The 24,614-nt window shown below is 36.8% G+C and carries 27 protein-coding genes; all 27 read left to right on the forward strand.

Translation table 11 applies throughout. The annotated features are described in order from the left end of the window. The first annotated feature begins 4 nt into the window (after window positions 1-4). The 27 genes from HNQ80_RS12675 (at window position 5) to truB (ending at window position 24,606) form a co-directional block, all read left to right on the forward strand. Entirely contained in the window at window positions 5-469 is a 465-nt protein-coding gene (locus HNQ80_RS12675; protein ID WP_184311034.1) for a chemotaxis protein CheW, read from the forward strand. A gap of 14 nt (window positions 470-483) precedes the next feature. After that, complete coding sequence (locus HNQ80_RS12680; RefSeq protein WP_184311035.1) at window positions 484-1,101, forward strand: chemotaxis protein CheC; 618 nt, start codon at window positions 484-486, stop codon at window positions 1,099-1,101. Next, complete coding sequence (locus HNQ80_RS12685) at window positions 1,098-1,586, forward strand: chemotaxis protein CheD (protein ID WP_184311036.1); 489 nt, start codon at window positions 1,098-1,100, stop codon at window positions 1,584-1,586. Before HNQ80_RS12680 ends, HNQ80_RS12685 begins: the two co-directional genes overlap by 4 nt. Before the next feature lie 13 nt (window positions 1,587-1,599). Then, window positions 1,600-1,947 carry a hypothetical protein gene (locus tag HNQ80_RS12690; RefSeq protein ID WP_184311037.1) on the forward strand — a complete coding sequence of 116 codons (348 nt, stop codon included), beginning with the start codon at window positions 1,600-1,602 and terminating at the stop codon, window positions 1,945-1,947. A 14-nt stretch (window positions 1,948-1,961) separates the two neighbouring features. Further along, the gene (locus tag HNQ80_RS12695) at window positions 1,962-2,696 is read left to right on the forward strand and encodes a FliA/WhiG family RNA polymerase sigma factor (protein ID WP_184311038.1); all 735 of its coding nucleotides are present in this window, start codon (window positions 1,962-1,964) and stop codon (window positions 2,694-2,696) included. A gap of 23 nt (window positions 2,697-2,719) precedes the next feature. Beyond that, on the forward strand, window positions 2,720-4,525 hold the full coding sequence (locus tag HNQ80_RS12700) for a FapA family protein (RefSeq protein ID WP_184311039.1): 1,806 nt from the start codon (window positions 2,720-2,722) through the stop codon (window positions 4,523-4,525). Between the two features lie 46 nt (window positions 4,526-4,571). Beyond that, window positions 4,572-4,871, forward strand: a complete 300-nt coding sequence (locus HNQ80_RS12705) for a hypothetical protein (RefSeq protein ID WP_207726998.1) — start codon at window positions 4,572-4,574, stop codon at window positions 4,869-4,871. A gap of 13 nt (window positions 4,872-4,884) precedes the next feature. Then, on the forward strand, window positions 4,885-5,412 hold the full coding sequence (locus tag HNQ80_RS12710) for a DUF6115 domain-containing protein (RefSeq protein WP_184311041.1): 528 nt from the start codon (window positions 4,885-4,887) through the stop codon (window positions 5,410-5,412). Window positions 5,413-5,697: 285 nt separating this feature from the next. Then, on the forward strand, window positions 5,698-6,396 hold the full coding sequence (rpsB, locus tag HNQ80_RS12715; protein ID WP_184311042.1) for a 30S ribosomal protein S2: 699 nt from the start codon (window positions 5,698-5,700) through the stop codon (window positions 6,394-6,396). An 89-nt stretch (window positions 6,397-6,485) separates the two neighbouring features. Further along, window positions 6,486-7,133 (forward strand): translation elongation factor Ts, encoded by a 648-nt coding sequence (gene tsf / locus HNQ80_RS12720; RefSeq protein WP_184311043.1) that lies wholly within the window; start codon window positions 6,486-6,488, stop codon window positions 7,131-7,133. A 112-nt stretch (window positions 7,134-7,245) separates the two neighbouring features. Next, a complete protein-coding gene (pyrH, locus tag HNQ80_RS12725) occupies window positions 7,246-7,962 on the forward strand; it encodes a UMP kinase (RefSeq protein ID WP_184311101.1) in 717 nt (238 codons plus the stop codon). Next, window positions 7,963-8,520 (forward strand): ribosome recycling factor, encoded by a 558-nt coding sequence (frr, locus tag HNQ80_RS12730; RefSeq protein WP_184311044.1) that lies wholly within the window; start codon window positions 7,963-7,965, stop codon window positions 8,518-8,520. It abuts the gene before it with no gap. A gap of 5 nt (window positions 8,521-8,525) precedes the next feature. Next, window positions 8,526-8,711, forward strand: coding sequence for a hypothetical protein (locus tag HNQ80_RS12735; RefSeq protein ID WP_184311045.1), 186 nt, complete (start codon window positions 8,526-8,528; stop codon window positions 8,709-8,711). A gap of 60 nt (window positions 8,712-8,771) precedes the next feature. Continuing rightward, on the forward strand, window positions 8,772-9,539 hold the full coding sequence (locus HNQ80_RS12740) for an isoprenyl transferase (RefSeq protein WP_184311046.1): 768 nt from the start codon (window positions 8,772-8,774) through the stop codon (window positions 9,537-9,539). Window positions 9,540-9,549: 10 nt separating this feature from the next. Continuing rightward, the gene (locus HNQ80_RS12745) at window positions 9,550-10,332 is read left to right on the forward strand and encodes a phosphatidate cytidylyltransferase (RefSeq protein ID WP_184311047.1); all 783 of its coding nucleotides are present in this window, start codon (window positions 9,550-9,552) and stop codon (window positions 10,330-10,332) included. A 75-nt stretch (window positions 10,333-10,407) separates the two neighbouring features. Further along, window positions 10,408-11,556 (forward strand): 1-deoxy-D-xylulose-5-phosphate reductoisomerase, encoded by a 1,149-nt coding sequence (locus HNQ80_RS12750; protein WP_184311048.1) that lies wholly within the window; start codon window positions 10,408-10,410, stop codon window positions 11,554-11,556. An 11-nt stretch (window positions 11,557-11,567) separates the two neighbouring features. After that, window positions 11,568-12,578 (forward strand): RIP metalloprotease RseP, encoded by a 1,011-nt coding sequence (rseP, locus tag HNQ80_RS12755; RefSeq protein WP_184311049.1) that lies wholly within the window; start codon window positions 11,568-11,570, stop codon window positions 12,576-12,578. 16 nt (window positions 12,579-12,594) lie between these two features. Continuing rightward, window positions 12,595-13,650: a flavodoxin-dependent (E)-4-hydroxy-3-methylbut-2-enyl-diphosphate synthase gene (gene ispG, locus HNQ80_RS12760; RefSeq protein ID WP_184311050.1), complete on the forward strand. Its 1,056-nt coding sequence runs from the start codon at window positions 12,595-12,597 to the stop codon at window positions 13,648-13,650. A 43-nt stretch (window positions 13,651-13,693) separates the two neighbouring features. Further along, window positions 13,694-17,971: a PolC-type DNA polymerase III gene (locus HNQ80_RS12765; protein ID WP_330602862.1), complete on the forward strand. Its 4,278-nt coding sequence runs from the start codon at window positions 13,694-13,696 to the stop codon at window positions 17,969-17,971. 188 nt (window positions 17,972-18,159) lie between these two features. Then, window positions 18,160-18,624, forward strand: a complete 465-nt coding sequence (locus HNQ80_RS12770) for a ribosome maturation factor RimP (RefSeq protein ID WP_184311051.1) — start codon at window positions 18,160-18,162, stop codon at window positions 18,622-18,624. A gap of 19 nt (window positions 18,625-18,643) precedes the next feature. Then, on the forward strand, window positions 18,644-19,705 hold the full coding sequence (gene nusA / locus HNQ80_RS12775) for a transcription termination factor NusA (protein ID WP_184311052.1): 1,062 nt from the start codon (window positions 18,644-18,646) through the stop codon (window positions 19,703-19,705). Window positions 19,706-19,723: 18 nt separating this feature from the next. Then, a complete protein-coding gene (gene rnpM, locus HNQ80_RS12780; protein ID WP_184311053.1) occupies window positions 19,724-19,993 on the forward strand; it encodes an RNase P modulator RnpM in 270 nt (89 codons plus the stop codon). Then, on the forward strand, window positions 19,986-20,321 hold the full coding sequence (locus HNQ80_RS12785; RefSeq protein ID WP_184311054.1) for a L7Ae/L30e/S12e/Gadd45 family ribosomal protein: 336 nt from the start codon (window positions 19,986-19,988) through the stop codon (window positions 20,319-20,321). Before rnpM ends, HNQ80_RS12785 begins: the two co-directional genes overlap by 8 nt. 2 nt (window positions 20,322-20,323) lie before the next feature. After that, the gene (gene infB / locus HNQ80_RS12790) at window positions 20,324-22,351 is read left to right on the forward strand and encodes a translation initiation factor IF-2 (protein WP_184311055.1); all 2,028 of its coding nucleotides are present in this window, start codon (window positions 20,324-20,326) and stop codon (window positions 22,349-22,351) included. A 29-nt stretch (window positions 22,352-22,380) separates the two neighbouring features. Further along, window positions 22,381-22,758 carry a 30S ribosome-binding factor RbfA gene (gene rbfA / locus HNQ80_RS12795; RefSeq protein WP_184311056.1) on the forward strand — a complete coding sequence of 126 codons (378 nt, stop codon included), beginning with the start codon at window positions 22,381-22,383 and terminating at the stop codon, window positions 22,756-22,758. Then, window positions 22,736-23,704, forward strand: coding sequence for a DHH family phosphoesterase (locus HNQ80_RS25945; RefSeq protein ID WP_279288993.1), 969 nt, complete (start codon window positions 22,736-22,738; stop codon window positions 23,702-23,704). Before rbfA ends, HNQ80_RS25945 begins: the two co-directional genes overlap by 23 nt. A gap of 8 nt (window positions 23,705-23,712) precedes the next feature. Further along, window positions 23,713-24,606, forward strand: a complete 894-nt coding sequence (gene truB, locus HNQ80_RS12805) for a tRNA pseudouridine(55) synthase TruB (protein WP_184311057.1) — start codon at window positions 23,713-23,715, stop codon at window positions 24,604-24,606. The last annotated feature ends 8 nt before the right edge of the window (window positions 24,607-24,614 follow it).

Raw genomic sequence — 24,614 nt, forward strand, 5'->3', positions numbered from 1 at the left:
ATATATGGATAACAAAGTGGTTGGCACCGAGAATCAATATGTATTGTTTAAATTAGATGATGAGTTTTATGGAATTGATATACTCCAAGTTGAAACAATAGAAAGGGTAATGGATATAACCAGAGTACCCCACGCTCTGGATTATGTTCAAGGTGTTATTAATCTCAGAGGAGAAGTAGTTCCGGTTGTAAATCTTAGAAAAAGGTTTTGCTTACCAGAGATGCCATTTAATGACGAATCGAGAATTATCATTGTTTCCGTGGAAGAAATTGTTGTTGGAATACTGGTTGACTCATCTTCGGAGGTTTTACAGTTAAATAGCGACGAGATTGACGATGCAGCAAATATCACAAATAACACAGGCAATGAGTTTATCAAAGGTATTGGTAAACATGAAGAACGAATTATTATTTTACTTGATTTAAAAAAGGTTTTGGACATCAGAGAAGCTACGGATGATGCAGAGTAGGGAGGTGGAACGATATGGGGATATCCATAGAGGAACTCGATAGTCAACAAATTGACGTACTAAAGGAAATAGGAAATATCGGGGCAGGGAATGCCGCTACTGCTTTGGCGAAAATGATAGATCGCAAGATTGATATGAACGTTCCAAAGGTTGAGATATTGGAGTTTAAGGAAGTCGCTGAGCTGCTAGGAGGACCAGAAGTACCTGTTTGTGGCATATATTTTCGTGTAGATGGAGATATAAGTGGAAGCATTATGTTTTTGCTTACATTAAAATCATCGACAACGTTAACCAATATGATTATGCCCACCAGCGGAGATATGGAGATACCAGACGAAATTGGACAGTCAGCCCTTCAAGAAATTGGAAATATCTTATCAGGCTCTTATATTTCTTCTTTATCTGCGCTAACTGGACTCAGTATCAAAATTTCAGTTCCATCATTGGCTATCGATATGGCAGGTGCCATATTAAGTGTACCTATCATTCAGTTTGGACAAGTTGGGGATCATGTGTTGTTAATTGAAACTGAGTTTAATGAGGGAAATAATGAAGTGAAAGGTTTCTTTTTCCTTATACCAGATGTGGATTCGTTCGAAATTTTATTGAAAAGTTTAGGTGTTTTACAATGACAGGAGAAATTATCAAAGTAGGAATGGCAGATCTAAATGTAATAAAACATCCAGGCACATTGACAACATTGGGGTTGGGGTCTTGTGTTGGAATTACCTTGTATGATCCCGTGACCAAAGTATCTGGTCTTGCCCATATTATGTTGCCATCTAGCAAAGCAATTCGTAATAACAGCAATACCGCTAAATTTGCAGACACTGGTATCGTCCAGCTTTTGGAGGATGTTATAAAAATTGGAGCCAGTAAATCCAGACTTGTCAGTAAAATTGCTGGTGGTGCACAAATGTTCTCATTTTCTAATAAGAATGACATTATGAAAATCGGAGAGAGAAATGTGGCAGCTACCAAAGAGATTCTGGACGGACTTCGGATACCAATTATTGCAGAAGATACTGGGGGCAATTTTGGTAGGACAATAGAGCTTTATTCTGATACCGGAATACTTCTCATAAAAACCATCGGACATGGGACGAAACAAATATGAATGGAGTTTTTATATGGAAAAGCTGAAAAAACTACCATATGTATTACTTTTAACATCTATTTTGATTGGGACAATCATTGGGATGCTTTCAAATATTAGCTTTATATCTTATTTAAAGAGAACCTTGTTTTTCTATGCTATCATATTTCTAGGATCCTATCAGTTTGTTTCATTTATTTTAAAAGCAAATACAGGACAAAAGAAAGTGGATTCTAACAGTGTTGACATTGTTATTCCTCCAGGAGAGCCAGAATTTTATGATAGTTCTGAGAAGGAAAATCAGAACTTTGTGCCGCTAGATTTTAAGAGCTATGATGAAAAAAATCAATCTAAAATCTTAGGGCAAATGAATGAGTCTTAGGGGGAGGTATAGCTATGCAAAACAGTGCTTTGTGGGACAAGTACGTAAAGACTAGGGACAAGCAGGTAAAGGATCAGCTTATTATCGCGTATATAGACCTGGTAAAAATTATTGCGGGTAGACTATATAATAATTATGGAAACCACATTGAGTTCGATGATCTGGTTAGCTATGGAATATTTGGTTTGCTCGATGCCATTGATAAGTTTGATCCAACAAAGAATGTTAAATTCGAAACCTATGCATATATCCGTGTAAGAGGTGCCATTATTGATCAATTAAGAAATTTAGATTGGATTCCGCGTTCTGTCAGACAAAAGTATAAGAAGTTAGAGGAAGCATATAAGACCATTGAAAATAAAAGTGGTAGAAGTGCAAATGATGAGGAAGTGGCGTTGACGCTGGGGATTTCTGTTGATGAATTAAATGACATGCTGTCAGATGTCCATTCTTTTACAGTGGTTTCTTTAGAAGAAAAAATTCTAAATAATGCAAACTTCGCCATCATAGATGACGATATAAATAGTGAGCCCCAACAATATTTTGAGCAAGAAGAAATGAAAGGGATTCTCGTTGATTCTATAAGTAATCTTCCAGAGAGAGAGAAGAAAATTATTAGCCTATATTACTATTCTGAACTTACTTACAAGGAAATATCTAGTATTATGGGCATATCAGAATCAAGAATATCCCAGTTGCATACTAAGGCGATTATGAGGTTAAAAACTCGATTAGAAAAAATTAGTTAATCTATAAAAGGTGGTGATTGCAATTGACAAAGGATTATGTTGTTGCTGAGGGAAAAACTTATGAAGAAGCTTTAGGAAATGCTTTAAAAGAGTTGGATACCACTGCTGAAAATGTTGAAGTTGAAATCATTGAAGAAGGCAAGTCGATTTTTAATTTATCAGTAAGAAACTGCAAGGTAAGGGTGACTCGGAAAAATGTCATGGTCGAAAAGAACATTCTTTATAACAATGATAACGAAAACGGTCACTATGAACTGAAGTTTGATGAAAATCGCAAAACTTTATTGATCTATCCTCCAAAAGGTACGGGAAAAGCTGTCAGCTATGAGGAAATTATTTCTGTCTTAAAAACACAAGGAATCATAAACTATGACACGCAAAAAATAAAAGATGCATTAGGATCAAGAGAAATATGTTCCGTTGAAATTGAAGAATCTAGTGAAAGTGATTTGAAAGATGCAGAGGTTCTTGTAGAGATTAGTAAGGATGAGATGCGGGCATTCATTACCATCATACCTCCAAAGGGCGGCAGGATGGTTACCAAGGAGAATGTAATAGAAACGTTAACTACGGCAGGTGTTGTTTATGGCATCGATTCAATAGCTATCGAAAACCTCATGATCGAAAGTAATTTTAATAAGAAAGTCGAAGTTGCCCGTGGAAAAGATGCGATACATGGTATCGATGGCACGATGCAATACATGTTTGATATTCACACAAAGATAAGACCTGAGGTATTAGAAGATGGTTCAGTGAATTTGAAAGAACTACATCTCATTCATAATGTAAAAAAAGGGGATATCTTGGCGATTAGAACTCTACCTACTGAGGGGGTTGAGGGTACGACCGTAAGAGGAAGAGCGCTTTCTCCAAAAACAGGAAAACAAGTGCAATTTAAAAAGGGAAAGAATGTAACAGAGAGTACCGATGAATTGCAGCTAATTGCTGATATCAATGGACAAGCTAAACTGATCGATGATAAAGTAACTGTATTACAGGTGTATGAAATTAACGGGAATGTGGATAATGCCACAGGGAATATTAACTTTAATGGGAAGGTTGTTGTAAAAGGGAACGTAACAACGGGATTTGAAATCCGTTGTGAAGGTGATGTAGAAGTACATGGTGTTGTGGAAGGGGCTATTATTGAAGCAGAAGGCAATATCATACTACATAAAGGCATTCAGGGAAATAATAGTGGTAAGCTAGTAAGCAAACAGGATATTATTGCCCGATATATGGAGAATTGTTATGCAAAAGCCTATGGAAATATACAAGCGGAAGTTGTAATGCATTGTAAATTAGAGTCTAAGGGGCAGATTACTGTCAGTGGTAAGAAGGGGCTAATTGTTGGTGGAGAGATAAGAGCAAACAATGATATCTATGCTAGAATCATTGGTTCCCATATGGCTACTGCTACCAAGTTAGAGGTAGGTATTGATCCTGAAATAAAGGAACGTTATGATGGATTAAAAGAAGAGTTGGACAACTTGATGAAAAATATAGACAGTGTGAATAAAGCGATTGATTTATTGTCGAAAATGTCTAAGGTTACTACTTTACCACCAGATAAGCAGGAGATACTTACAAAATCTATAAATACAAAACAATACTTAGATACCAAAATAGAAAGTGTCAATGGTGAATTAATGAATCTAAAACAATTGTTACAATCTTTGTCTAATGGACGCATACACGCAGAAAATATCATATATCCAGGGGTAAAGATTTCCATTGGCAATTCGTTTTACTTCGTAAGAGATCAGATTCAGCGTTCAACAATCGTTCGCGAAAGCGGAGAGATTAAAATTATTCCTTATATGGGATAACAAAAGGGTGATGGAAGTGTCTATACGGCCAATTGATTTTCAATCAATGATTCCTAAAAATATCAAACTATCACAAGAAAATCAAACATTAAACAATAAAGAAAGATTTGAGCATCAGACCCTTGTGATACAAGATCAGAAGAACACTGAAAAACAGTTAAATCGCGTAAACACCTTTGATCGGAAAACGTATCCCAAAATTGCTAATCAAAATCATCATAAAAGCAGGCAGGAAAGAGATCATAATTCTCAAGAGGATAAAAAAGAAGAACAAGAAAATGATGAATTCAAAAGTAATGAAAAACTTGCAACAGGTAAGGGTTTTAAAATTGATATTATGATTTAATTTGGGGGCTAAAATGACGACCAATATAATATATTATTTAGTTTTTTTTATAGGTGCGGGATTGGTGCTCTTGTCTTACTTTGTCCTTCGTAGGCAGCAGAGCACTTTTTTTTCACCTGAGGATCATAAATTGAGAGAGCAGGAAAAAAAATTAGCAGAATACATCGAGCTTGCTGAGGAAATTATTGAGGAATTGAATACAGTAAGCGAGCAAATCATCCAAAGCATTGATGCTCGAACCGTAGAAATGTGTCATATGATGGATGATATCGATAAAAGGCTAAAAAGTTGCAAAGAGGTCATGGATAAGTATCCCTCTGAAATGTCCAAAGATAGTCATGTAATAATGGATGATTTCGCTGATGAGAAAGAATTATTAAGGATTCCTTCTGTTAAGGCAAAAGCAGAAGACGCAAATCATTTAGCAACCAACGAAATATTAAGATTATTTGATGAAGGAAATAGTCCATCGCAGATTGCAAAGCTTCTAAATAAAGGGATCGGTGAAGTACAGCTTATTCTTAATCTTCGGAAAAAGTGAAAGCATGGGGAATAAAAACCTTTGACATCTTTGTTAGGGGTTTTCTTTATGAAAAGCAGTTGCTATTTTTATTGAATTTTATGGTAGTTATGGTATATTTGTATAATCAGAAGGAAAGACTGATAGTAAATTAAATATGTAAATTGTTATTGCCAAATCCATTTGGGTTATGTTATACTACTTAAGGTGATTTAAATACACACTCTCTGGAATCTTCAAATGGTTGCCGCAAGGTCACTTGAAGAGATGAACAGAGTGGAGGAAAAAACCAAGGAGGTGAAGAAAATGTCAGTAATTTCAATGAAACAGTTATTAGAAGCAGGCGTTCATTTTGGACATCAAACAAGAAGATGGAATCCTAAAATGGCAGAGTACATTTTCACAGAAAGAAATGGTATCTACATTATTGACTTACAGAAGACTGTAAAAAAAGTGGAAGAAGCGTACGCTTTCGTGAAAGAAGTTGCAGCGAGCAACAAAACAATGCTATTTGTAGGTACGAAGAAACAAGCCCAAGAATCTATTGAACAAGAAGCTAAAAGATGTGGAATGTACTTCGTAAACCAAAGATGGCTAGGCGGAATGTTAACAAACTATAAGACAATCCGTAGAAGAATTGAGCGTCTAAATGAGTTAGTAAAAATGGAAGAAAACGGATTATTCGATGTTCTACCTAAGAAAGAAGTAATCAAGTTAAAAGCTGAACAAGAAAAACTTGAAAAATTCTTAGGTGGTATCAAAGAAATGAATGATCTTCCAGGTGCTTTATTTGTTGTAGATCCTCGTAAAGAGAGAATTGCAGTACAAGAAGCCCAAAAACTAGGAATACCTGTAGTAGGTATCGTTGATACGAACTGCGACCCTGATGAAGTTGATTATGTAATTCCTGCCAATGATGATGCTATCAGAGCAGTAAAGCTTATCACAGCGAAGATTGCCGATGCGATGATCGAAGGTAGACAAGGCGAGCAAATGGAAGAGTAATGGATGATGGTAAGGGTTAAGAGGGGATTCCATCCCTTACTTCTCTTACCATTTATATTATATACAGAAACATGTGAGGAGGCGTTCTAATGGCTGTTACAGCTGGAATGGTTAAAGAGTTAAGAGAGAGCACTGGAGCCGGTATGATGGATTGCAAGAAGGCTTTAGAAGAAACAAACGGAGATATGGAGAAAGCAGTTGAAGTCCTTAGAGAAAAAGGATTAGCAAAAGCTGCTAAAAAAGCGGGTAGAATTGCTGCTGAGGGTCTTGTGGAGTCATATATTCACGGTGGAAGAATCGGTGTATTGGTAGAAGTCAATAGTGAAACTGACTTCGTTGCTAAAAATGATGAATTCAAACAATTTGTTAAGGATGTTGCAATGCAAATTGCAGCGTCAAATCCACTTTACATAAGAAGAGAAGAAGTTTCTGAAGAAGTTATTCAGAAAGAAAGAGAAATCTTGAGAGCGCAAGCTTTAAATGAAGGAAAACCTGAAAAGATCGTTGATAAAATGGTCGAAGGAAGAATAGATAAGTTCTTCAAAGAGGTGTGTCTATTAGAGCAACCTTTTATAAGAGATCCTGAAATTACAATTCAAGATTTATTAAACCAAAAAATCGCTAAAATTGGAGAGAATTTATCCATTAGAAGGTTTGTTAGATTTGAAGTTGGAGAAGGTATCGAAAAGAAAGAAGAAAACTTTGCGGAAGAAGTAGCGAAACAAATTAATAGCTAATTAGACAACTAAACATAGAGAACACACCCAGTGTTCTCTTTTTTAAAATATTACATAAGAAATGGAAAAGGTTTTTTTAGATGTATGTAGAATAATTAGAACGGAGGCTGTAATTGTGAGGCCAAAATATAAAAGAGTCATATTGAAGCTTAGTGGAGAAGCATTAGCTGGTGATCAGGGATTTGGTTTAAATGAAAAAACAATTGATTCAATTGCCGATCAAGTGAAAGAGATATTCGACTTAGGCGTCGAGGTATCAATCGTAGTAGGTGGAGGTAATTTCTGGAGAGGTAGAAGTGGTAAAGGCATGGATCGGACAACAGCAGATTACATGGGAATGCTGGCAACTGTTATTAATGCTTTGGCCTTACAAGATGCATTAGAAAGTATTGATGTTTTGACGAGAGTGCAGACTGCAATTGAGATGAGGCAAATTGCAGAACCATATATAAGACGAAAAGCTGTTCGTCATTTGGAAAAGGGTCGAGTAGTTATTTTTGCAGCGGGAACTGGCAATCCATACTTTTCAACAGATACAACAGCAGCTTTGAGAGCAGCTGAAATTGAGGCAGAGGTAATTTTGTTGGCGAAAAAGGTAGATGGTGTTTATGACTCTGATCCCAAAACAAATCCAAATGCTCAAAAATTTGATGAACTAACATATATTGATGTTTTAAATAAAGGATTAGGTGTCATGGATTCTACAGCTACTTCCTTGTGTATGGATAATAAAATACCGATTGTTGTGTTTGGCCTTGATGAGCCGCAAAATATTAAAAAGGTAATATTAGGTGAAAAAATAGGAACAATCGTAAGGGAGGAATATTAGATGAGTTTAAGTGTACATAAAGAGTTAGACGAAAAAATGCAAAAAACGATAGGTGTTCTAAAAGAAGATTTGCACAGCATTAGAGCAGGAAGAGCAAATCCTGCTTTGCTGGATCGAATAGTGGTAGAGTACTATGGATCACCTACACCATTGAAGCAAATTGCTACAGTGTCTGCTCCAGAGCCAAGATTATTGCTCATTCAGCCTTTTGATAAATCCTCAGTACAGGCTATTGAGAAAGCCATTACACAGTCTGATCTGGGTATTAACCCATCCAATGATGGAAAAATCATTAGACTAGCTATCCCTCAATTGACAGAGGAACGGAGAAAAGACTTGACAAAGCTTGCCAAAAAAGTTGGAGAAGATGCTAAAATAGCTATCCGAAATGAAAGAAGAGACGCTAACGACAAATTGAAGAAGATGCAAAAAAACGCTGAAATTACTGAAGATGATTTGAAAAAATCAGAAGATGAAGTTCAGAAAATGACCAATAAGTATATTGAGATCATAGACGAGTTAATCGAGAAAAAAGAAAAAGAGATTATGGAGGTATAGGTCTTGTGAATACTCCTGACGTGGTTGGATTTACTTTGGAGAGTGCTAAGACTGAATTATCGAAATTTAACCGAGATGTAAGGGTATTTGAGACCTTTGCACCAAAAGAGAAAACTACTATCGGTGAGTGTAGGGTAGTGAAGCAGGTTATACATGAAAATTGGATCGAATTGATAGTGAGTTATTTTTAAGCCCCCGTTAAAGGGGGTTTAAAATATTTATTTCTCAATGATTATTGGAGGCACTTTTGTATGAATTTTATCAAAAATATGTTTACAAAACAGTATGCTACATACGATTATGAGAACATTGATCTAACAAGAATACCTAAACATGTGGCAATCATCATGGATGGAAATGGGAGATGGGCAAAAAAAAGAGGGTTGCCTAGAACAGCAGGGCACAAGGCAGGTGTTGAGGTACTAAGAGATGTTATTCGCACAAGCTCCCAGTTGGGAATTAAATATTTATCCTTATATGCCTTTTCCACAGAGAATTGGAAAAGGCCTCAGGATGAGGTAAATGCACTTATGCAGCTATTGGTGATCTATTTACGGAAAGAAGTGCAAGAGTTGCACGAGAACAACGTTAAGATTCATATTATTGGGGATATAGATAGATTACCGGAAAACGCCCGAATGGAGATTCGTAGCGCGTTTGAGTTAACACAAAACAATGATGGTTTGATCGTAAACATTGCTCTCAACTACGGTGGACGGTCTGAAATCATTCAAGCTATAAAAGAGATATCAAGACAAGTTAAAAATAATGAATTAGAAATTGAATCAATCGATGAGCAAATGTTCTCTAGGTTCCTATATACAGCAGGAATGCCTGATCCAGACTTACTCATAAGGCCTAGTGGAGAATTGCGGATTAGTAATTTCTTACTTTGGCAGATTGCATATAGTGAATTTTGGTTTTCTGATATATTCTGGCCAGATTTTTCTGGGAAGCATTTAATAGAGGCCATTATAGATTATCAGAAAAGAGATCGAAGATACGGGGGCGTCAAATAGGAGGAATTTTATGTTAGTTAGAATTATATCAGCGCTATTGGGGATTCCCCTATTACTGTTTGTGGTTATAAAAGGTGGTATCATATTAAAAATTTCGATGTTAATTTTAGCTATTTTAGGTATAGATGAATTCTTTAATGCGTTCTATAATATTCATATGAAACCTTCAAAGATTATTGGTATATCTAGTGCCTTTCTACTGGCGTTTTTCACATATGAAGGGATGAAGATAGACCTGATCATGTTGTGGTTTTTTCTGAATACTTTTATGATATTGATATATACATTATTAGGTAAAAAAGTTGATGTTTTATCCTCTGGAATTACTGCCCTTGGTATATACTATATTGTTTTTTTTATGTTTCACATTAACTTCATCATGTCTAGCAATTATCCTATGCTCTTGTGGTTGGTATTTATTACTGCTTTTGCCACTGATACATTTGCATACTTTACGGGTGTGTTTATTGGCAAAACAAAGTTGTGTCCTGATATAAGTCCCAAAAAGACGATTGAAGGATCTGTGGGTGGCGTTTTAGGATGTATGGTTATCAGTGGAATTTTTGCGAGCATCGTAGTGCCACAAATGCTAATCCATTGTTTGATTTTAGGATTCTTTGGCAGTATTGTAGCTCAGCTGGGTGATCTTACAGCTTCGATGTTTAAAAGATATGTAGGAATCAAAGATTATGGAAAAATAATGCCTGGACACGGAGGCGTTTTAGATAGATTTGATAGTATACTTTTTACAGCACCATTCGTATACTATTACATTATTTTGGTGATCAAATAATTTTAAATGTGTAAAAGGCAAAGTATGCCTTTTTGCTTTTTAAAATGACTTAAACAGTGTCGAAAGGATGATTGTATGAAGAAAATTAGTATCTTAGGGTCAACTGGATCTATTGGAAAACAGACAATTGATGTGGTTAGAAACAACAAGAACGAATTTCATATATTTGGACTAAGTGGTAACAATAATATTGATGAATTGGAGCAGCAAATTCGAGAATTTAATCCCATGGTAGCTGCCGTTATGGAAGATACGAAAGCATTAGAGTTATCTAGAAGGCTGGGAAAATGTAAAACTGAAATATTAACGGGCATGGAAGGACTTATTGCCGTAGCAACCTTGCCAAATATTGATACCGTATTAACTGCTGTGGTTGGAATGATTGGATTACTTCCTACAATGAAGGCAATTGAAGCGAAAAAGAATATTGCCTTAGCCAATAAAGAAACTTTGGTTACAGCAGGGGAAATTGTTATGAAACAAGCTCAGATTCAGGGCGTAAAAATTATCCCTGTAGATAGTGAACATAGTGCAATCTTTCAATGTATACAGGGCTACAAAACGGAAGATATTAGAAGGATCATTTTAACAGCTTCTGGAGGACCGTTTAGGGAGCATTCACTAGAACAACTGCAACAAGTTACTGTTGAGGAAGCCCTAAGGCATCCTAAATGGAATATGGGAAAGAAAATTACTATAGACTCAGCTACTCTCATGAATAAAGGTCTTGAGGTAATAGAAGCAAGATGGTTATTTGACATACCTATAGATCAAATCGAGGTAGTAGTTCATCCTCAAAGTATTATCCATTCTCTTGTAGAATATAAGGATAGCTCTATTCTTGCCCAGCTTGGTTGTCCTGATATGCGTGTACCGATTCAATATGCGTTAACATATCCTAAGCGTATTGAGAATAATTATGAGAAGATGGATTTTTATCGATTGGGTAATTTAAGCTTTGAAAAACCAAACTTAGAAAAGTTTCCGTCCCTTAGATTAGCTTATGACTCGCTAAAGGCTGGAGGAAGTATGCCTACAGTTTTAAATGGAGCCAACGAAGCGTTGGTAGAATTATTTTTACAGGGGAAAATTAATTTTTGCGATATACCAGCTATACTGGAAAAAATTCTTGAGAAACATACTATAGAGTATTCTCTAGACATAAATAAAATTATTGAGATTGATCTTTGGGCAAGATCATATGTTAAAAACATGATTAAATAGGTGGTGTGAATATGGGAACAATCATTGCAGCAGTATTGGTTTTTGGCCTGCTGGTTATATTTCATGAGTTGGGCCACTTTGCAGTAGCAAAGGCAGTAGGTATCAAAGTACATGAGTTTGCCGTAGGTATGGGACCCAAGCTATTAAGCGTGAAAGGAAAGGAAACTTCTTATTCTGTTAGGGCCCTTCCCATTGGAGGATATGTTAAAATGGAGGGGGAAGATGAAGCATCTTCTGATATAAGAAGCTTCAATAATAAGCCATTATGGGCAAGAATGTCAGTAATTTTGGCAGGTCCATTGATGAATTTTATCTTGGCCATATTACTGTTTATGATTATTTTCTATTCAATCGGGTTTCCAACTACCCAAATCGGTCAAGTTACGCCAGGGCTTCCAGCTGAATCAGCAGGAATAATTGCTGGAGATCGTATTGTTCGTATTGAAGATGAAAAAATTGATAGTTGGGATGAAATTGTTCAAATTATCAATGGAAGTAAAGATAAATCATTGAATATTGAATTGATCGATAAAGATGGAAAGCAAAAAAATATCATCGTGAAGCCGGTTATGAATCTTGAAACAAAGCAAGCAGTAATCGGGATAACGCCTATGCTGAAAAAATCCTTCGGTCAAGCAGCCAAAGCGAGTATAGATAGAACTTCCTTTGTATTAACAGGCATGTTAGACTATATTGGAAATCTCTTTAGAGGAAAAGCATCAACGGAGGATGTGGTTGGTCCTGTGGGGATTATTCATATTGTAGGGGAAGCTGCAAAGATAGGTATATTTAATGTATTACATATCGCTGCAGTCATTAGCATTAATTTGGGTATCGTTAATTTACTTCCGATACCAGCCCTTGATGGCGGACGTTTGATTTTCTTATCTTTTGAAGGCTTGAGTGGCAAACCCTTGGATCCAGAGAAAGAAGGCTTTATACATCTGGTAGGATTCATTCTCTTGATGGCTTTAATGGTTTTCATAGTATATAAGGATATCATTCGTTTTGATATTTTTTAGATAGGTGGTCGTTTTGATGTACGATAAAAGAAAAAAGACAAAAACTATACAATGTGGTAATGTTAAGATTGGTGGAGATGCACCCATAAGCATTCAATCTATGACAAATACAGATACTCGTAATGTTCAAGCAACAGTAAAACAAATTTTAGAGCTAGAAGAGGCTGGGTGTGAAATTGTAAGAGTGGCTATTCCGGATGAAGAAGCGGCGAATGCCATAAAGCAAATAAAATCACTAATACATATTCCTCTCGTTGCAGATATACATTTTGATTATCGCTTGGCCCTGTTAGCTATTGAAAATGGCATCGATAAGCTTCGATTGAATCCTGGAAATATCGGTGATATTGATCGGGTGCGTAAGGTTGTTGAACAAGGGAAGGAAAGGAATATCCCCATTAGAATTGGAGTAAACGCTGGATCTATTGACAAAAGAATCTTTGAAAAATATGGGGAAGTAAATGCTGAGGCCCTTGTTGAAAGTGCCATGGAGCATATTCAAATCTTAGAGCATTTAAATTTTGAAGATATGGTGATCTCTTTAAAGGCATCAGATATTAGACTCACTGTCGAAGCTTATAGATTGCTGTCGCAAAAGGTGAATTATCCCTTGCATATTGGTATTACAGAGGCGGGTACACTATGGGGTGGAACGGTCAAATCTTCTATCGGTATTGGCTCCCTTTTATTGGACGGGCTTGGAGATACCATAAGGGTATCCTTAACTGGAGATCCAGTGGAAGAAATAAAAGTCGCAAAGGAAATATTAAAATCGTTAAGACTAAGAAGTTTTGGTGTGAATTTAATTTCTTGTCCTACTTGTGGGAGATGCCAAATCGATCTGATTCAACTGGCCAATCGCATTGAGAAAAAGCTTATGCAAGTGGACAAGCCGATTACTGTAGCCATCATGGGTTGTGCAGTGAATGGGCCAGGAGAAGCTAGAGAGGCCGATATCGGTATCGCAGGAGGGAAATCATCAGCATTGCTCTTTAAAAAGGGAGAGATTATAAGAAAGTTGTCAGAAGATGAGATCGAGCAGGTTTTACTTGAGGAGATCGATAAATTATAATCAATAGATTTTAAAACGAATTCGAGTTTTGAGGGTGGTTTGGATGGAAAATATGCCGAATAGTGTTTTTAGTAATTTATCAGAAGATATTCAAGCAGCCGTTGATGGAAACATTGAAAAAATTAGATATAATCAAGAGAAAAAAAGGCTAGATATTGTTGTAACACCAAAGCAAATCGTCCATAAACAGAGTTTGGATAAGCTGAAAGAAAAAATTCATAGGAGTTTATCCTTTCTTGAAGAGATAAACTTCTTTACAGTATATAGGAATATAGGTATGGATCAAGAGAGTATTATCAGAGAGTATAAGGATAATATTCTTTTTGAATTGAATCAAAAACTACCATCCACTTTAGCATGGATGGAAAATGCTGAATTTCAACTAGATAATGATCTTTTATACATACGTATCGAGAGCGAATTAGGGGCCGAGAGTCTAAAAGAAAAAAAAGTGGATCAATTCATTGAGAGAATTTTTTCATACGAATTTGGTATTTCTATCAAGGCGATGCTTATCTACAAACCAGAGGAGACAATGGGAAGTAATGATGAGTATTTGAAACAAAAAGAGGAAGAAACCCAGAACTTGTTAAAAGGACTAATTCATCAGCAGGTAGAAAGAACAACTGCTCCTAAAAATACCAAAGAAAAAGGACAAAATACGGAAGGTACAATATTAGGAAAAAGAATAACTGACGGTAAAACGCCTATCTCAGAAATAACAGAAGAATCGGAGATCGCTTGTATAGAGGGGAAAATATTTAGTTTAGAAACAAGAGAACTAAAAAATAATAAGACACTGTTTACCTTATGTATTACAGATTATACAGGATCAATTGCTGCAAAAATATTTGCCAAGAAAGAACAGACCGAGGTTTTAAATGAAACGCTATCTGTAGGAAAATACATAAAGATTAAAGGGGAGGCAAGATATGACACCTTCTCAAGAGAATTGATTGTGATGGTAAATGATATCAACGAGGCATCTCCTTTAGTTAGAATGGATATGAGTGAGCATAAACGAATTGAATTACATGCCCATACCCAAATGAGTTCTATGGATGGTGTTTCATCAGCCTCTAGCCTAGTAAAAAGGGCTGCAAAATGGGGACATCCTGCCATTGCCATTACAGATCATGGCGTGGTTCAAGCTTTCCCAGAAGCCATGGAAGCTGGAAAAAAACATGGCGTTAAGGTGATCTATGGAGTAGAAGGATATTTGGTAAATGATGGAGCACCTATTGTATTGAACTGCAATGATAAATCCCTAGATCAATGTTATGTTGTCTTTGATATAGAAACAACAGGTCTATCAAGCAAACACGATAAAATAACAGAAATTGGTGCTGTAAAAGTTTTCGAGGGAAAGATTGTAGATCACTTTAATATGCTAGTAAATCCAGCTAGACCAATTCCACCAAACATTGTAGAACTTACAGGAATTACTGATGAAATGGTGAAAGATCAGCCTAAAATTGAAGAAGTACTTCCTGAGTTTTTAGAATTCGTAGGGGATAATCCTGTTGTAGCTCATAACGCAGGCTTTGATACTTCCTTTATCAAAGAAAACTGCCATGGATTAGGCATAAGTTTTGATAATCCTGTAGTGGATACATTATCCCTGGCTAAGATACTGATGCCAAAGCTTAAGAAATATAAATTAAATGTTATCGCTGCCGAGTTAGGCGTTGAACTAAAGAACCATCATCGTGCTGTAGATGACGCTGGTGCAACTGCCGAAATTTTTATTCGATTTTTGGAACTTTTGAAACAAAAGAGCATTACGATGCTCAAAGAAATAAATGAGCTATTTGCTAAGACTGCAGATATAAAAAAAATGGATACCTATCATATCATTATTCTTGTAAAGAACTACACTGGACTAAAGAATTTGTACAAAATAATATCTGCATCCCATATGGACTATTTTTATAAGCGACCACGGATTCCTAAGTCATTGTTGACACAGATGCGAGATGGTTTAATTATTGGGACAGCATGTGAAGCCGGAGAATTATATCGTGCCTTAACGAGTAATAAATCTAAGCGAGAGATAGACGAAATCGTTAAGTATTATGACTATTTGGAAATACAGCCCATTCGAAATAATACATTTCTAATCGATAAAGGCATTGTTAAAGATCAAGAAGAGTTAAAAGAAATCAATAGAAAAATTGTAGATCTAGGAACCGCGTTCCGCAAACCTGTGGTTGCCACTGGTGATGTTCATTTTCTTGATCCCCATGATGAAGCCTATCGAAGAATTCTAATGGCAGGACAAGGCTTTGATGATGCAGATGAGCAGACACCTTTGTATTTTAAGACAACCGACGAAATGCTAAAAGAATTTGAGTACTTGGGAAAGAATACAGCATTGGATGTAGTTATTAACTGTCCAAATGATATAGCGAATCAAGTCGATAGCATCATACCTATACCCGATGATACGTTTCCACCTATTATAGAAGGATCAGATGAGGACCTCAGAAGAATGTGCTATGAAAAGGCCACACGCATTTATGGTGATCCGCTTCCAGAATTGGTACAAAAAAGGTTGGATCGAGAATTAAACTCCATCATAAGTAATGGTTATGCTGTTATGTATATCATCGCACAGAAATTAGTTGCGAAGTCTCTACAAGACGGATATCTTGTAGGTTCAAGAGGTTCTGTTGGATCCTCCTTTGTGGCAACAATGAGTGATATTACAGAGGTAAACCCATTACCACCTCATTATGTCTGCCAGAACTGCAAGCATTCGGAATTTATAACCGATGGTTCCATTGGAAGTGGAGCGGATTTACCAGATAAAATTTGTCCAAATTGTCACAATCCTTATCTAAAAGACGGACATGATATACCTTTTGAAGTGTTCCTAGGATTCGAGGGTGATAAGGAGCCTGATATCGACTTAAACTTTGCTGGGGAATATCAGCCTACAGCCCACAAGTATACAGAAGAGCTCTTTGGAGAAGGCTACGTGTTCAGAGCTGGGACAATAGGTACCATTGCAGATAAGACAGCTTATGGATTTGTAAAAAAATATCATGAAGAAAAACAAATTTCACTGAATAATCGTGAAATCGAAAGATTAGCGAAGGGATGCACTGGGGTGAAAAGGACAACTGGACAACATCCGGGTGGTGTAATGGTTGTGCCAAATTATAAAGAAATCTATGATTTTTGTCCAATCCAATACCCTGCCAATGATGGATCATCTGGCATCATTACTACCCACTTTGATTATCATTCAATCAGTGGTAGGCTGCTAAAATTAGATATTTTAGGTCATGACGTACCTACAATTATTAGAATGCTTCAAGATATTACTGGGGTAGATCCTACCCAAATTCCTCTGGATGATAAGGATACAGTAAAGATATTTACAAGTCTTGAACCATTAAAAATTGTAGACGAGGAATTTGTATGTGAAGTAGGTAGTCTGGGTATTCCTGAATTTGGAACAAAATTCGTTCGACAAATGCTAGTTGACACGCAGCCATCAACCTTTGCTGAGTTGGTTCGAATAAGTGGTCTCTCTCATGGAACCGATGTGTGGTTGAACAATGCTCAAGACCTTGTCCGACAAGGCATTGCTGAGCTGAAAGATGTTATTTCAACAAGAGATGATATTATGAATTATCTCATATATAAAGGACTGCCACCCAAAACAGCTTTTAAAATTATGGAAAATGTAAGAAAAGGAAAAGGTCTTTCGCCAGAACACGAGGAAATTATGGCACAGAACAAAGTACCGAAGTGGTACATTGATTCATGTAATAAAATCAAGTATATGTTTCCTAAGGCCCATGCTGCTGCATATGTTATGATGTCCTTTAGAATTGCTTATTTTAAAGTACATCATCCATTGGCCTTTTATGCTACATATTTTACTACAAAAGCGGCAGATTTTGATGCAGATTTGATTGTAAGAGGAAAAGGAAAGATAAAAAATAAGATGAAGGAATTAGAGGCATTAGGGAACGCTATGTCACAAAAGGAAAAAGACTTGTTGACTGTACTTGAGGTGGCAAATGAGATGTATGCAAGGGATCTGCATTTTTTGCCTGTGGACATATACAAGTCCGATGCGGATCGATTTATGATTGTTGAGGATAAGCTTTTGCCTCCATTATGTGCACTGCAAGGGGTTGGAGAGAACGCTGCGAAAAGTATATGTGAAAGCCGAAGGGACGGGGAATTCATTTCTTTGGAGGACTTAAGAACGCGGGCAAAGGTAACAAAAACAGTTGTTGAAACTTTACAGAACCATGGATGCTTGAATGGACTACCGGATACTAATCAACTATCTTTATTTTAGCCTTGCATAACTTTTCTTTATATGCTATAATTTTACTGAAATAACAAGATGCGCGAAAAAGAGTGGGAGAAAACCCACTCTTTGCTATTATGCATGTACTTTTATTAGAGAATAAAGGATGTGGAATTACGGGAGAATAAAAATAATACATTTATTTATAAATAGTTCCAGTAGAGGAGGAAAATACAATGTCTAAAAAGCGAGTAGCTGATATTGTGGAAGAATTGGTGATGCCTGTAATTAAAGAAAAGAATTTAGAACTAGTTGATATAGAGTTTATTAAAGAAGGTAGAGATCGGTTTCTAAGGGTATATATTGACCATGCGGATGGAATTACTTTGGATGATTGTCAGGCAGTGAGTGAATATTTAAGTGAGCGTCTAGATGAAGTGGATCCCATCGAGGAAGCTTATTATTTAGAAGTATCATCAGCTGGTCTCGATAGAGAACTGAAGAAGGATTCAGATTTTGAAAAATTTAAAGGACGAATGGTTGAAGCCTATCTTTATCAAGCGGTGGACGGCAAAAAGGTAATTGAGGGCGAACTGCTTGGTTTGTTGGAAAATGCTGTAGCTATAAAAGTTAGTGAGCATGAAACACTTGAATTATCAAAGGATAAAATTGCGAAGGTAAAACTTGCTGTAATCATTTAATATAGGGAGGTAATAAAAAGTGAATGGAGAATTTATCGAAGCTCTTGACCAGATAGAGAAGGAGAAGGGCATATCCAAGGATATTCTTATTGATGCGATTGAAGCTGCGCTCATTTCTGGCTATAAGCGTAATTATGGTTCAGCGCAAAATGTAAAGGTGTATATCAATAGGGATACTGGGGAAGTCAGAGTGTTTTCATTAAAGGATGTCGTAGATGAAGTTGAAGATGAACTATTACATATTAGTCTCGAGGATGCAAAAAAAATAGATAGCAATTATGAGATTGGCGATGTAATAGAGAAGGAAGTAACCCCGAAAAACTTTGGTAGAATTGCTGCTCAGACTGCGAAACAGGTAGTAGTTCAAAGGATTAGAGAAGCTGAAAGAGGTATTATATTTGATGAATTTATTAACCGTGAAAGCGAAATTGTAACAGGTATCGTACAGAGAATTAGCAAAGGAAATGTCTTTGTAAATTTGGGAAAAACTGAAGCAATTTTAGCACCAGGAGAGCAAATTGAGGGTGAAACATATAAGCATAATGATCGAATTAAATCGTATATCGTTGAAGTAAAGAAAACGACAAAGGGCCCTCAAATTATGGTATCTAGAACTCATCCAGGCCTAGTGAAAAGATTATTTGAATTAGAAGTGCCTGAAATTCATGATGGTGTAGTAGAAATAAAAAGTGTAGCTAGGGAAGCCGGATCCAGATCAAAATTAGCTGTCCATTCTCATGATATGAATGTAGATCCAGTAGGAGCTTGTGTTGGACATAAGGGTGTTAGAGTACAAGCGATTGTTGATGAACTAAAAGGAGAAAAGATAGACATTATTAAATGGAGTGAAAATCCTGAGGAGTTTATTGCCAGTTCGTTAAGTCCATCAAAGGTGGTTAAGGTTGAAGTGAAAGATGACGAAAAATCTGCACTAGTTGTTGTACCTGATTTCCAATTATCACTTGCTATTGGCAAGGAAGGACAAAATGCTAGATTGGCAGCGAAGCTTACCGGTTGGAAAATTGACATAAAAAGTGAAACCCAGTATAAGGAATATATCCAACAGAAGAGTAGTAGTTAGAAAAAGGAGGTATTCCCCATGAAAGCAAGAAAAATACCCGTTAGACAGTGTATTGGTTGTATGGAGGGAAAACCCAAGAAAGAACTTATCCGCATTGTCAGAACGCCTGAAGGGGATATAAAAATTGATAAAACAGGTAAAGCAGCAGGAAGAGGGGCCTATATATGTGACAATGTAGAGTGTTTGAATAAGGTTCAGAAAAAGAAGGCATTAAATCGCGCCTTTCAACAGGACGTTGGAGATGAGATTTATAATAAGCTTCAAGAGGAGCTAAGACAAGATGGATAAAAAAATCTTATCTTTTTTCGGTTTGGCACAACGATCTGGGAACCTTATTACGGGAGAAGATACTTGCGAAATACACATCAAAAAGGGTCATGTTCGTTTGGTTATAGTTCCGCAGGATGCTTCCGAAAACACAAAAAAGAAGTTTAGAGATATGTGCGAGTTTAGAAAAATCCAGTATGTTGTTTTTGGGAGAAGAGAAGAACTTTCATCTGCTGTAGGAAAGTCAAATAGGGCAGTATATGCTATTAAAGATACTGCTTTTGCAAGTAAAATATACAGTCTAATTATGGAATCTATAGAAGATTTAAATTCTCTAGGGGGTGAATGAATATGTCAAAACTGAGAGTATATCAATTGGCCAAGGAATTGGGCATATCCAGCAAGGAAGTAATCGAAAAGTTAAGTGAATTTGGCGTGGAAGTAGCAAATCATATGAGTGCATTAGAGGAAGATGAGGCGAATATTATTATAGAACTTTATGGAGTAGACGACAAAAAAGCAAAAAAACCGAATAACAAGATGAATCATAAGCAAGATAATGAGCCGGTTGTAGAGAAGCAAAAGGAGACAATTCAAAAGGTTGAAGAGAAGAAGCATGTAGAGGATCATAAATTGATCCTAATTCCAGAAAAAGTGACAGTAAAAGATTTAGCAGAGAAGATTGGTAAGAACGTGTCTGAAGTAATGGGGAAACTTATCGCCTTGGGTGTATTTGCCACAATCAATCAAGAAATTGATTTTGACACTGCAGAACTAATCAGTACCGATTTTGGCATTGCCATTGAAAAAGAAGAAGTGAAAGAAGAAATTGAGATTGGTCTTGAGCAGGAAGAGGATAGACCAGAGGACTTAAAGGCGAGACCACCAGTTATTACAGTAATGGGACATGTTGACCATGGAAAAACATCATTATTGGATGCTATTCGAAATACAAACGTAACATCAAGAGAGGCTGGAGGTATAACACAGCACATAGGTGCTTCAGAGGTAGAAGTTCATGGAAATAAGATTGTTTTCCTTGATACCCCTGGACATGAGGCGTTTACGTCTATGAGAGCGCGGGGTGCCAGCATAACAGATATAGCAATTCTTGTGGTAGCCGCTGATGACGGGGTGATGCCTCAAACAAAGGAAGCCATCAACCATGCAAAAGCTGCAAACGTACCGATTATTGTTGCTATGAATAAGATAGATAAGCCAGGTATAAATTCAGACCGGGTGAAGCAGGAACTGTCTGACCATGGCATATTGATTGAAGAATGGGGCGGAGAAACAATTCTTGTGCCAGTTTCTGCTAAGACAGGAGAAGGCATCGAAACGCTATTGGAAATGATCTTATTAGCTGCAGAAATGCTTGAACTGAAAGCAAATCCCAAAAGGTACGCCACTGGAACGGTGATCGAAGCAAAGCTTGATAAGGGCAGAGGACCTGTGGCAACCATACTCATTCAAAATGGTACCTTAAAAGTTGGGGATTCTGTTGTGGCAGGATCATCCTACGGAAGAATAAGAGCGATGATTAATGACAAAGGAAAGCAAATAAAGAAGGCAGGTCCATCCACACCTGTAGAAATTCTAGGGCTTTCAGATGCACCTGAGGCTGGGGATTTATTCCATGCTGTAAAAGAAGATAAGATTGCAAGACAGATTGTAGAAAAGCGAAAAGCAAAAGATAGAGAAGAGAACTTAAATGCTACAGCAAAGGTGACTCTTGAAGATCTATTTAAGCATATCCAAGAGGGTAGTGTAAAAGAATTAAACATCATCGTGAAAGCAGATGTGCAAGGATCGGTTGAGGCTGTAAAACAATCATTGGTGAAGCTAAGCAATGAAGAGGTTAAAGTAAAGGTGATTCATGGTGGGGTTGGAACGATTACAGAGTCAGATATTAAGCTTGCATCTGCGTCCAATGCGATTATCATCGGTTTCAACGTACGACCTTCTACTGCTGTGGAAAACTTGGCAGAAAGGGAAAACATTGATTTAAGAACCTATAGAATTATTTATGAAGCTATTGCTGATGTTGAAGCCGCTATGAAGGGTATGCTTGATCCTGTGTATAAAGAAGTCGTATTAGGAAAAACTGAAATTAGAGCGACCTTCAAGGTACCTGGTATTGGAACCATTGGTGGGGCTTATGTGTTAGATGGGAAGATTACAAGAAATGCAAAAATCCGATTGATTAGGGATGGCATTGTTATTCATGAAGGTGAAATATCATCGTTAAAGCGATTTAAAGATGACGCCAAAGAAGTAGCAGCTGGTTACGAATGTGGTGTAGGAATCGCTAACTATAACGACCTTAAAGAAGGAGATATCGTAGAAGCCTTTATTATTGAAGAAGTGAAAAGAGTGTAATATGCTTTAGATAGGAAGGTGGCTCTGATATGGGTTATCCACGTACAAATAGAATCAGTGAAGAAATTAAGAAGTTGGTTAGTCATTTGATTATGAATGAATTAAAGGATCCAAGATTATCTCCATTGACAAGTGTTGTTGCTGTGGAGGTAACAAGAGACTTAAGGTATGCGAATATTTTCATAAGTGTATATGGGTCTCAGGAGGAGAAGGAAAATTCTTTGAAGGCTCTACAAAATGCTGGGGGATTTATTCGCAAAGAAATTGGGAAAAGTCTGAAACTTAGATACACACCGGAACCCCTATTCAAAATGGATCAATCTATTGAACAAGGAATGTATATCAACGATTTAATCAGTAAGGTAAATAAAAGGGATGCTGCAAATGACCGTGAACATGATGCGTGATAAAAAGTTTGTAGAAGCAATAGAAAAGGGAGAACATATACTCATTCTCCCTCATATTCTTCCCGATGGGGATACCATCGGATCTTCCTTGGCGCTTTTTTTGGCTTTTAAAAAAATGGGCAAAGATCCATGGATTTTATTAACAGATGATATTCCTTATAACTTAAGGTTTCTTCCTGTTCGGTATATTATAAGAGAAACAAGTAAAATACCAACACCAGATATCGTTATTAGTATTGATTGCAGTGATCTAGATCGATTAGGTACCAGAAGCCAGTATATACACAATGCAAACCGAAGTATAAATATTGATCATCATATTACCAATACATTATTTGCGGATCTCAATATTGTGGAACCTGAGGCGGCAGCCACTGGGGAAATCATTTATTCTCTTATTGAAGCAATGGGAATGGATATGGACTCCGAGATCGCTACCTGTCTGTATACTGCTATTTCTACAGATACAGGGAGCTTTAAATATAGTAATACAACATCAAGGACCCATGAGATTGCCGCAGATCTACTTAGGAATGGAATTGTTCTAAATGATATAACTACTGAGGTATATCAGAATAAGCCATCCTATCAGGTAAAGCTTCTCTCTGCCGTATTAAGCACCTTGGAATTTCATTATGAGGGACAGCTGGCAGTTTTACATGTTACTGAGGATATGCTAAACAACACAGGGGCTATCCCTGCTGATACAGATGGTCTCATTGAGTATGCACGGGACATAAAAGGGGTTGAAGTAGGCATCTTATTGAAGGAATTAAACCCTGGCGAAATCAAGGTAGGACTGCGGTCTAAATATCAAATAGATGTAAGTAAGATTGCAGGAGAGTTTGGTGGCGGTGGACATAGTAAAGCCTCCGGATGTACGATATATGGAAGTATTGAGGATGCAAAAAACAAACTAATACGTGCTTTAAACAATAAACTATAGGTGATTGAATGGACGGTATTATTAATATATTAAAACCACCCAAAATGACTTCACACGATGTTGTCTATGTTGTAAGAAAAACATTAAATATGAAAAAAGTAGGACACACAGGGACATTAGATCCTATGGCAGCTGGTGTCCTACCTGTATGCCTAGGAAAAGCCACAAGAGTTAGTCAATATTTGATGGATGATATGAAAAAATATCGTTGTGAGATGATTCTGGGACATAATACAGATACTTTAGATAGATGGGGAACTGTGATTAATTCTCGACCAGTGACCGTAGGAGAAGAGGATATTCGAAAAGCTTTTCAGCAGTTTAGGGGTGAGGTGTTACAAATTCCCCCTATGTACTCTGCCTTAAAGCAGAATGGAAAAAAACTCTATGAGCTGGCAAGAGAGGGAAAGACTGTGGATAGAGAGGCAAGGAAAATATTTATTGAGGAGATAGATATTTTACGGGTAGCTGGAGATACTATTCTGTTTGATGTAGTATGCTCTAAAGGGACATATGTAAGAACGTTGTGTGAGGATATTGGAAATTACTTAGAGTGTGGGGGATATATGTCTTTTCTGCTTCGCACAGGAAGTGGTCGTTTTAACCTTGCAAATGCGATGACATTGGAAACATTGCAAAAAGTAGAGACTGAAAAGATTAAAAGTGAGTATTTATTTGATGTTGACTATCCACTTACTCACATGTCTAGAATTGATGTAAGGACATCTTCGCTAAAATACCTTTTGAACGGAAATCATATTTATAGAAAAAACATGGTTGGTAATCCACAATTGATAGAGGATGCCATGGTAAGATTATATGTGGATAATCGGTTTATTGCCTTAGGAAGAGTAAAGCGTGATAGCGACCTTTATATTGATATTGATCGAGTTTTTAACTAAAGGGGAAA

The sequence above is a fragment of the Anaerosolibacter carboniphilus genome (genome assembly GCF_014205875.1).
Taxonomy (GTDB): Bacteria; Bacillota; Clostridia; order Peptostreptococcales; family Thermotaleaceae; genus Anaerosolibacter; species Anaerosolibacter carboniphilus.

Coding starts and splice junctions, on each gene's coding strand:
- HNQ80_RS12675 (WP_184311034.1), top strand. CDS start 5: ATGGATAACAAAGTGGTTGGCACCGAGAATCAATATGTATTGTTTAAA.
- HNQ80_RS12680 (WP_184311035.1), top strand. CDS start 484: ATGGGGATATCCATAGAGGAACTCGATAGTCAACAAATTGACGTACTA.
- HNQ80_RS12685 (WP_184311036.1), top strand. CDS start 1,098: ATGACAGGAGAAATTATCAAAGTAGGAATGGCAGATCTAAATGTAATA.
- HNQ80_RS12690 (WP_184311037.1), top strand. CDS start 1,600: ATGGAAAAGCTGAAAAAACTACCATATGTATTACTTTTAACATCTATT.
- HNQ80_RS12695 (WP_184311038.1), top strand. CDS start 1,962: ATGCAAAACAGTGCTTTGTGGGACAAGTACGTAAAGACTAGGGACAAG.
- HNQ80_RS12705 (WP_207726998.1), top strand. CDS start 4,572: ATGATTCCTAAAAATATCAAACTATCACAAGAAAATCAAACATTAAAC.
- HNQ80_RS12710 (WP_184311041.1), top strand. CDS start 4,885: ATGACGACCAATATAATATATTATTTAGTTTTTTTTATAGGTGCGGGA.
- rpsB (WP_184311042.1), top strand. CDS start 5,698: ATGTCAGTAATTTCAATGAAACAGTTATTAGAAGCAGGCGTTCATTTT.
- tsf (WP_184311043.1), top strand. CDS start 6,486: ATGGCTGTTACAGCTGGAATGGTTAAAGAGTTAAGAGAGAGCACTGGA.
- frr (WP_184311044.1), top strand. CDS start 7,963: ATGAGTTTAAGTGTACATAAAGAGTTAGACGAAAAAATGCAAAAAACG.
- HNQ80_RS12740 (WP_184311046.1), top strand. CDS start 8,772: ATGAATTTTATCAAAAATATGTTTACAAAACAGTATGCTACATACGAT.
- HNQ80_RS12745 (WP_184311047.1), top strand. CDS start 9,550: ATGTTAGTTAGAATTATATCAGCGCTATTGGGGATTCCCCTATTACTG.
- HNQ80_RS12750 (WP_184311048.1), top strand. CDS start 10,408: ATGAAGAAAATTAGTATCTTAGGGTCAACTGGATCTATTGGAAAACAG.
- rseP (WP_184311049.1), top strand. CDS start 11,568: ATGGGAACAATCATTGCAGCAGTATTGGTTTTTGGCCTGCTGGTTATA.
- ispG (WP_184311050.1), top strand. CDS start 12,595: ATGTACGATAAAAGAAAAAAGACAAAAACTATACAATGTGGTAATGTT.
- HNQ80_RS12765 (WP_330602862.1), top strand. CDS start 13,694: ATGGAAAATATGCCGAATAGTGTTTTTAGTAATTTATCAGAAGATATT.
- HNQ80_RS12770 (WP_184311051.1), top strand. CDS start 18,160: ATGTCTAAAAAGCGAGTAGCTGATATTGTGGAAGAATTGGTGATGCCT.
- rnpM (WP_184311053.1), top strand. CDS start 19,724: ATGAAAGCAAGAAAAATACCCGTTAGACAGTGTATTGGTTGTATGGAG.
- HNQ80_RS12785 (WP_184311054.1), top strand. CDS start 19,986: ATGGATAAAAAAATCTTATCTTTTTTCGGTTTGGCACAACGATCTGGG.
- infB (WP_184311055.1), top strand. CDS start 20,324: ATGTCAAAACTGAGAGTATATCAATTGGCCAAGGAATTGGGCATATCC.
- rbfA (WP_184311056.1), top strand. CDS start 22,381: ATGGGTTATCCACGTACAAATAGAATCAGTGAAGAAATTAAGAAGTTG.
- HNQ80_RS25945 (WP_279288993.1), top strand. CDS start 22,736: ATGACCGTGAACATGATGCGTGATAAAAAGTTTGTAGAAGCAATAGAA.
- truB (WP_184311057.1), top strand. CDS start 23,713: ATGGACGGTATTATTAATATATTAAAACCACCCAAAATGACTTCACAC.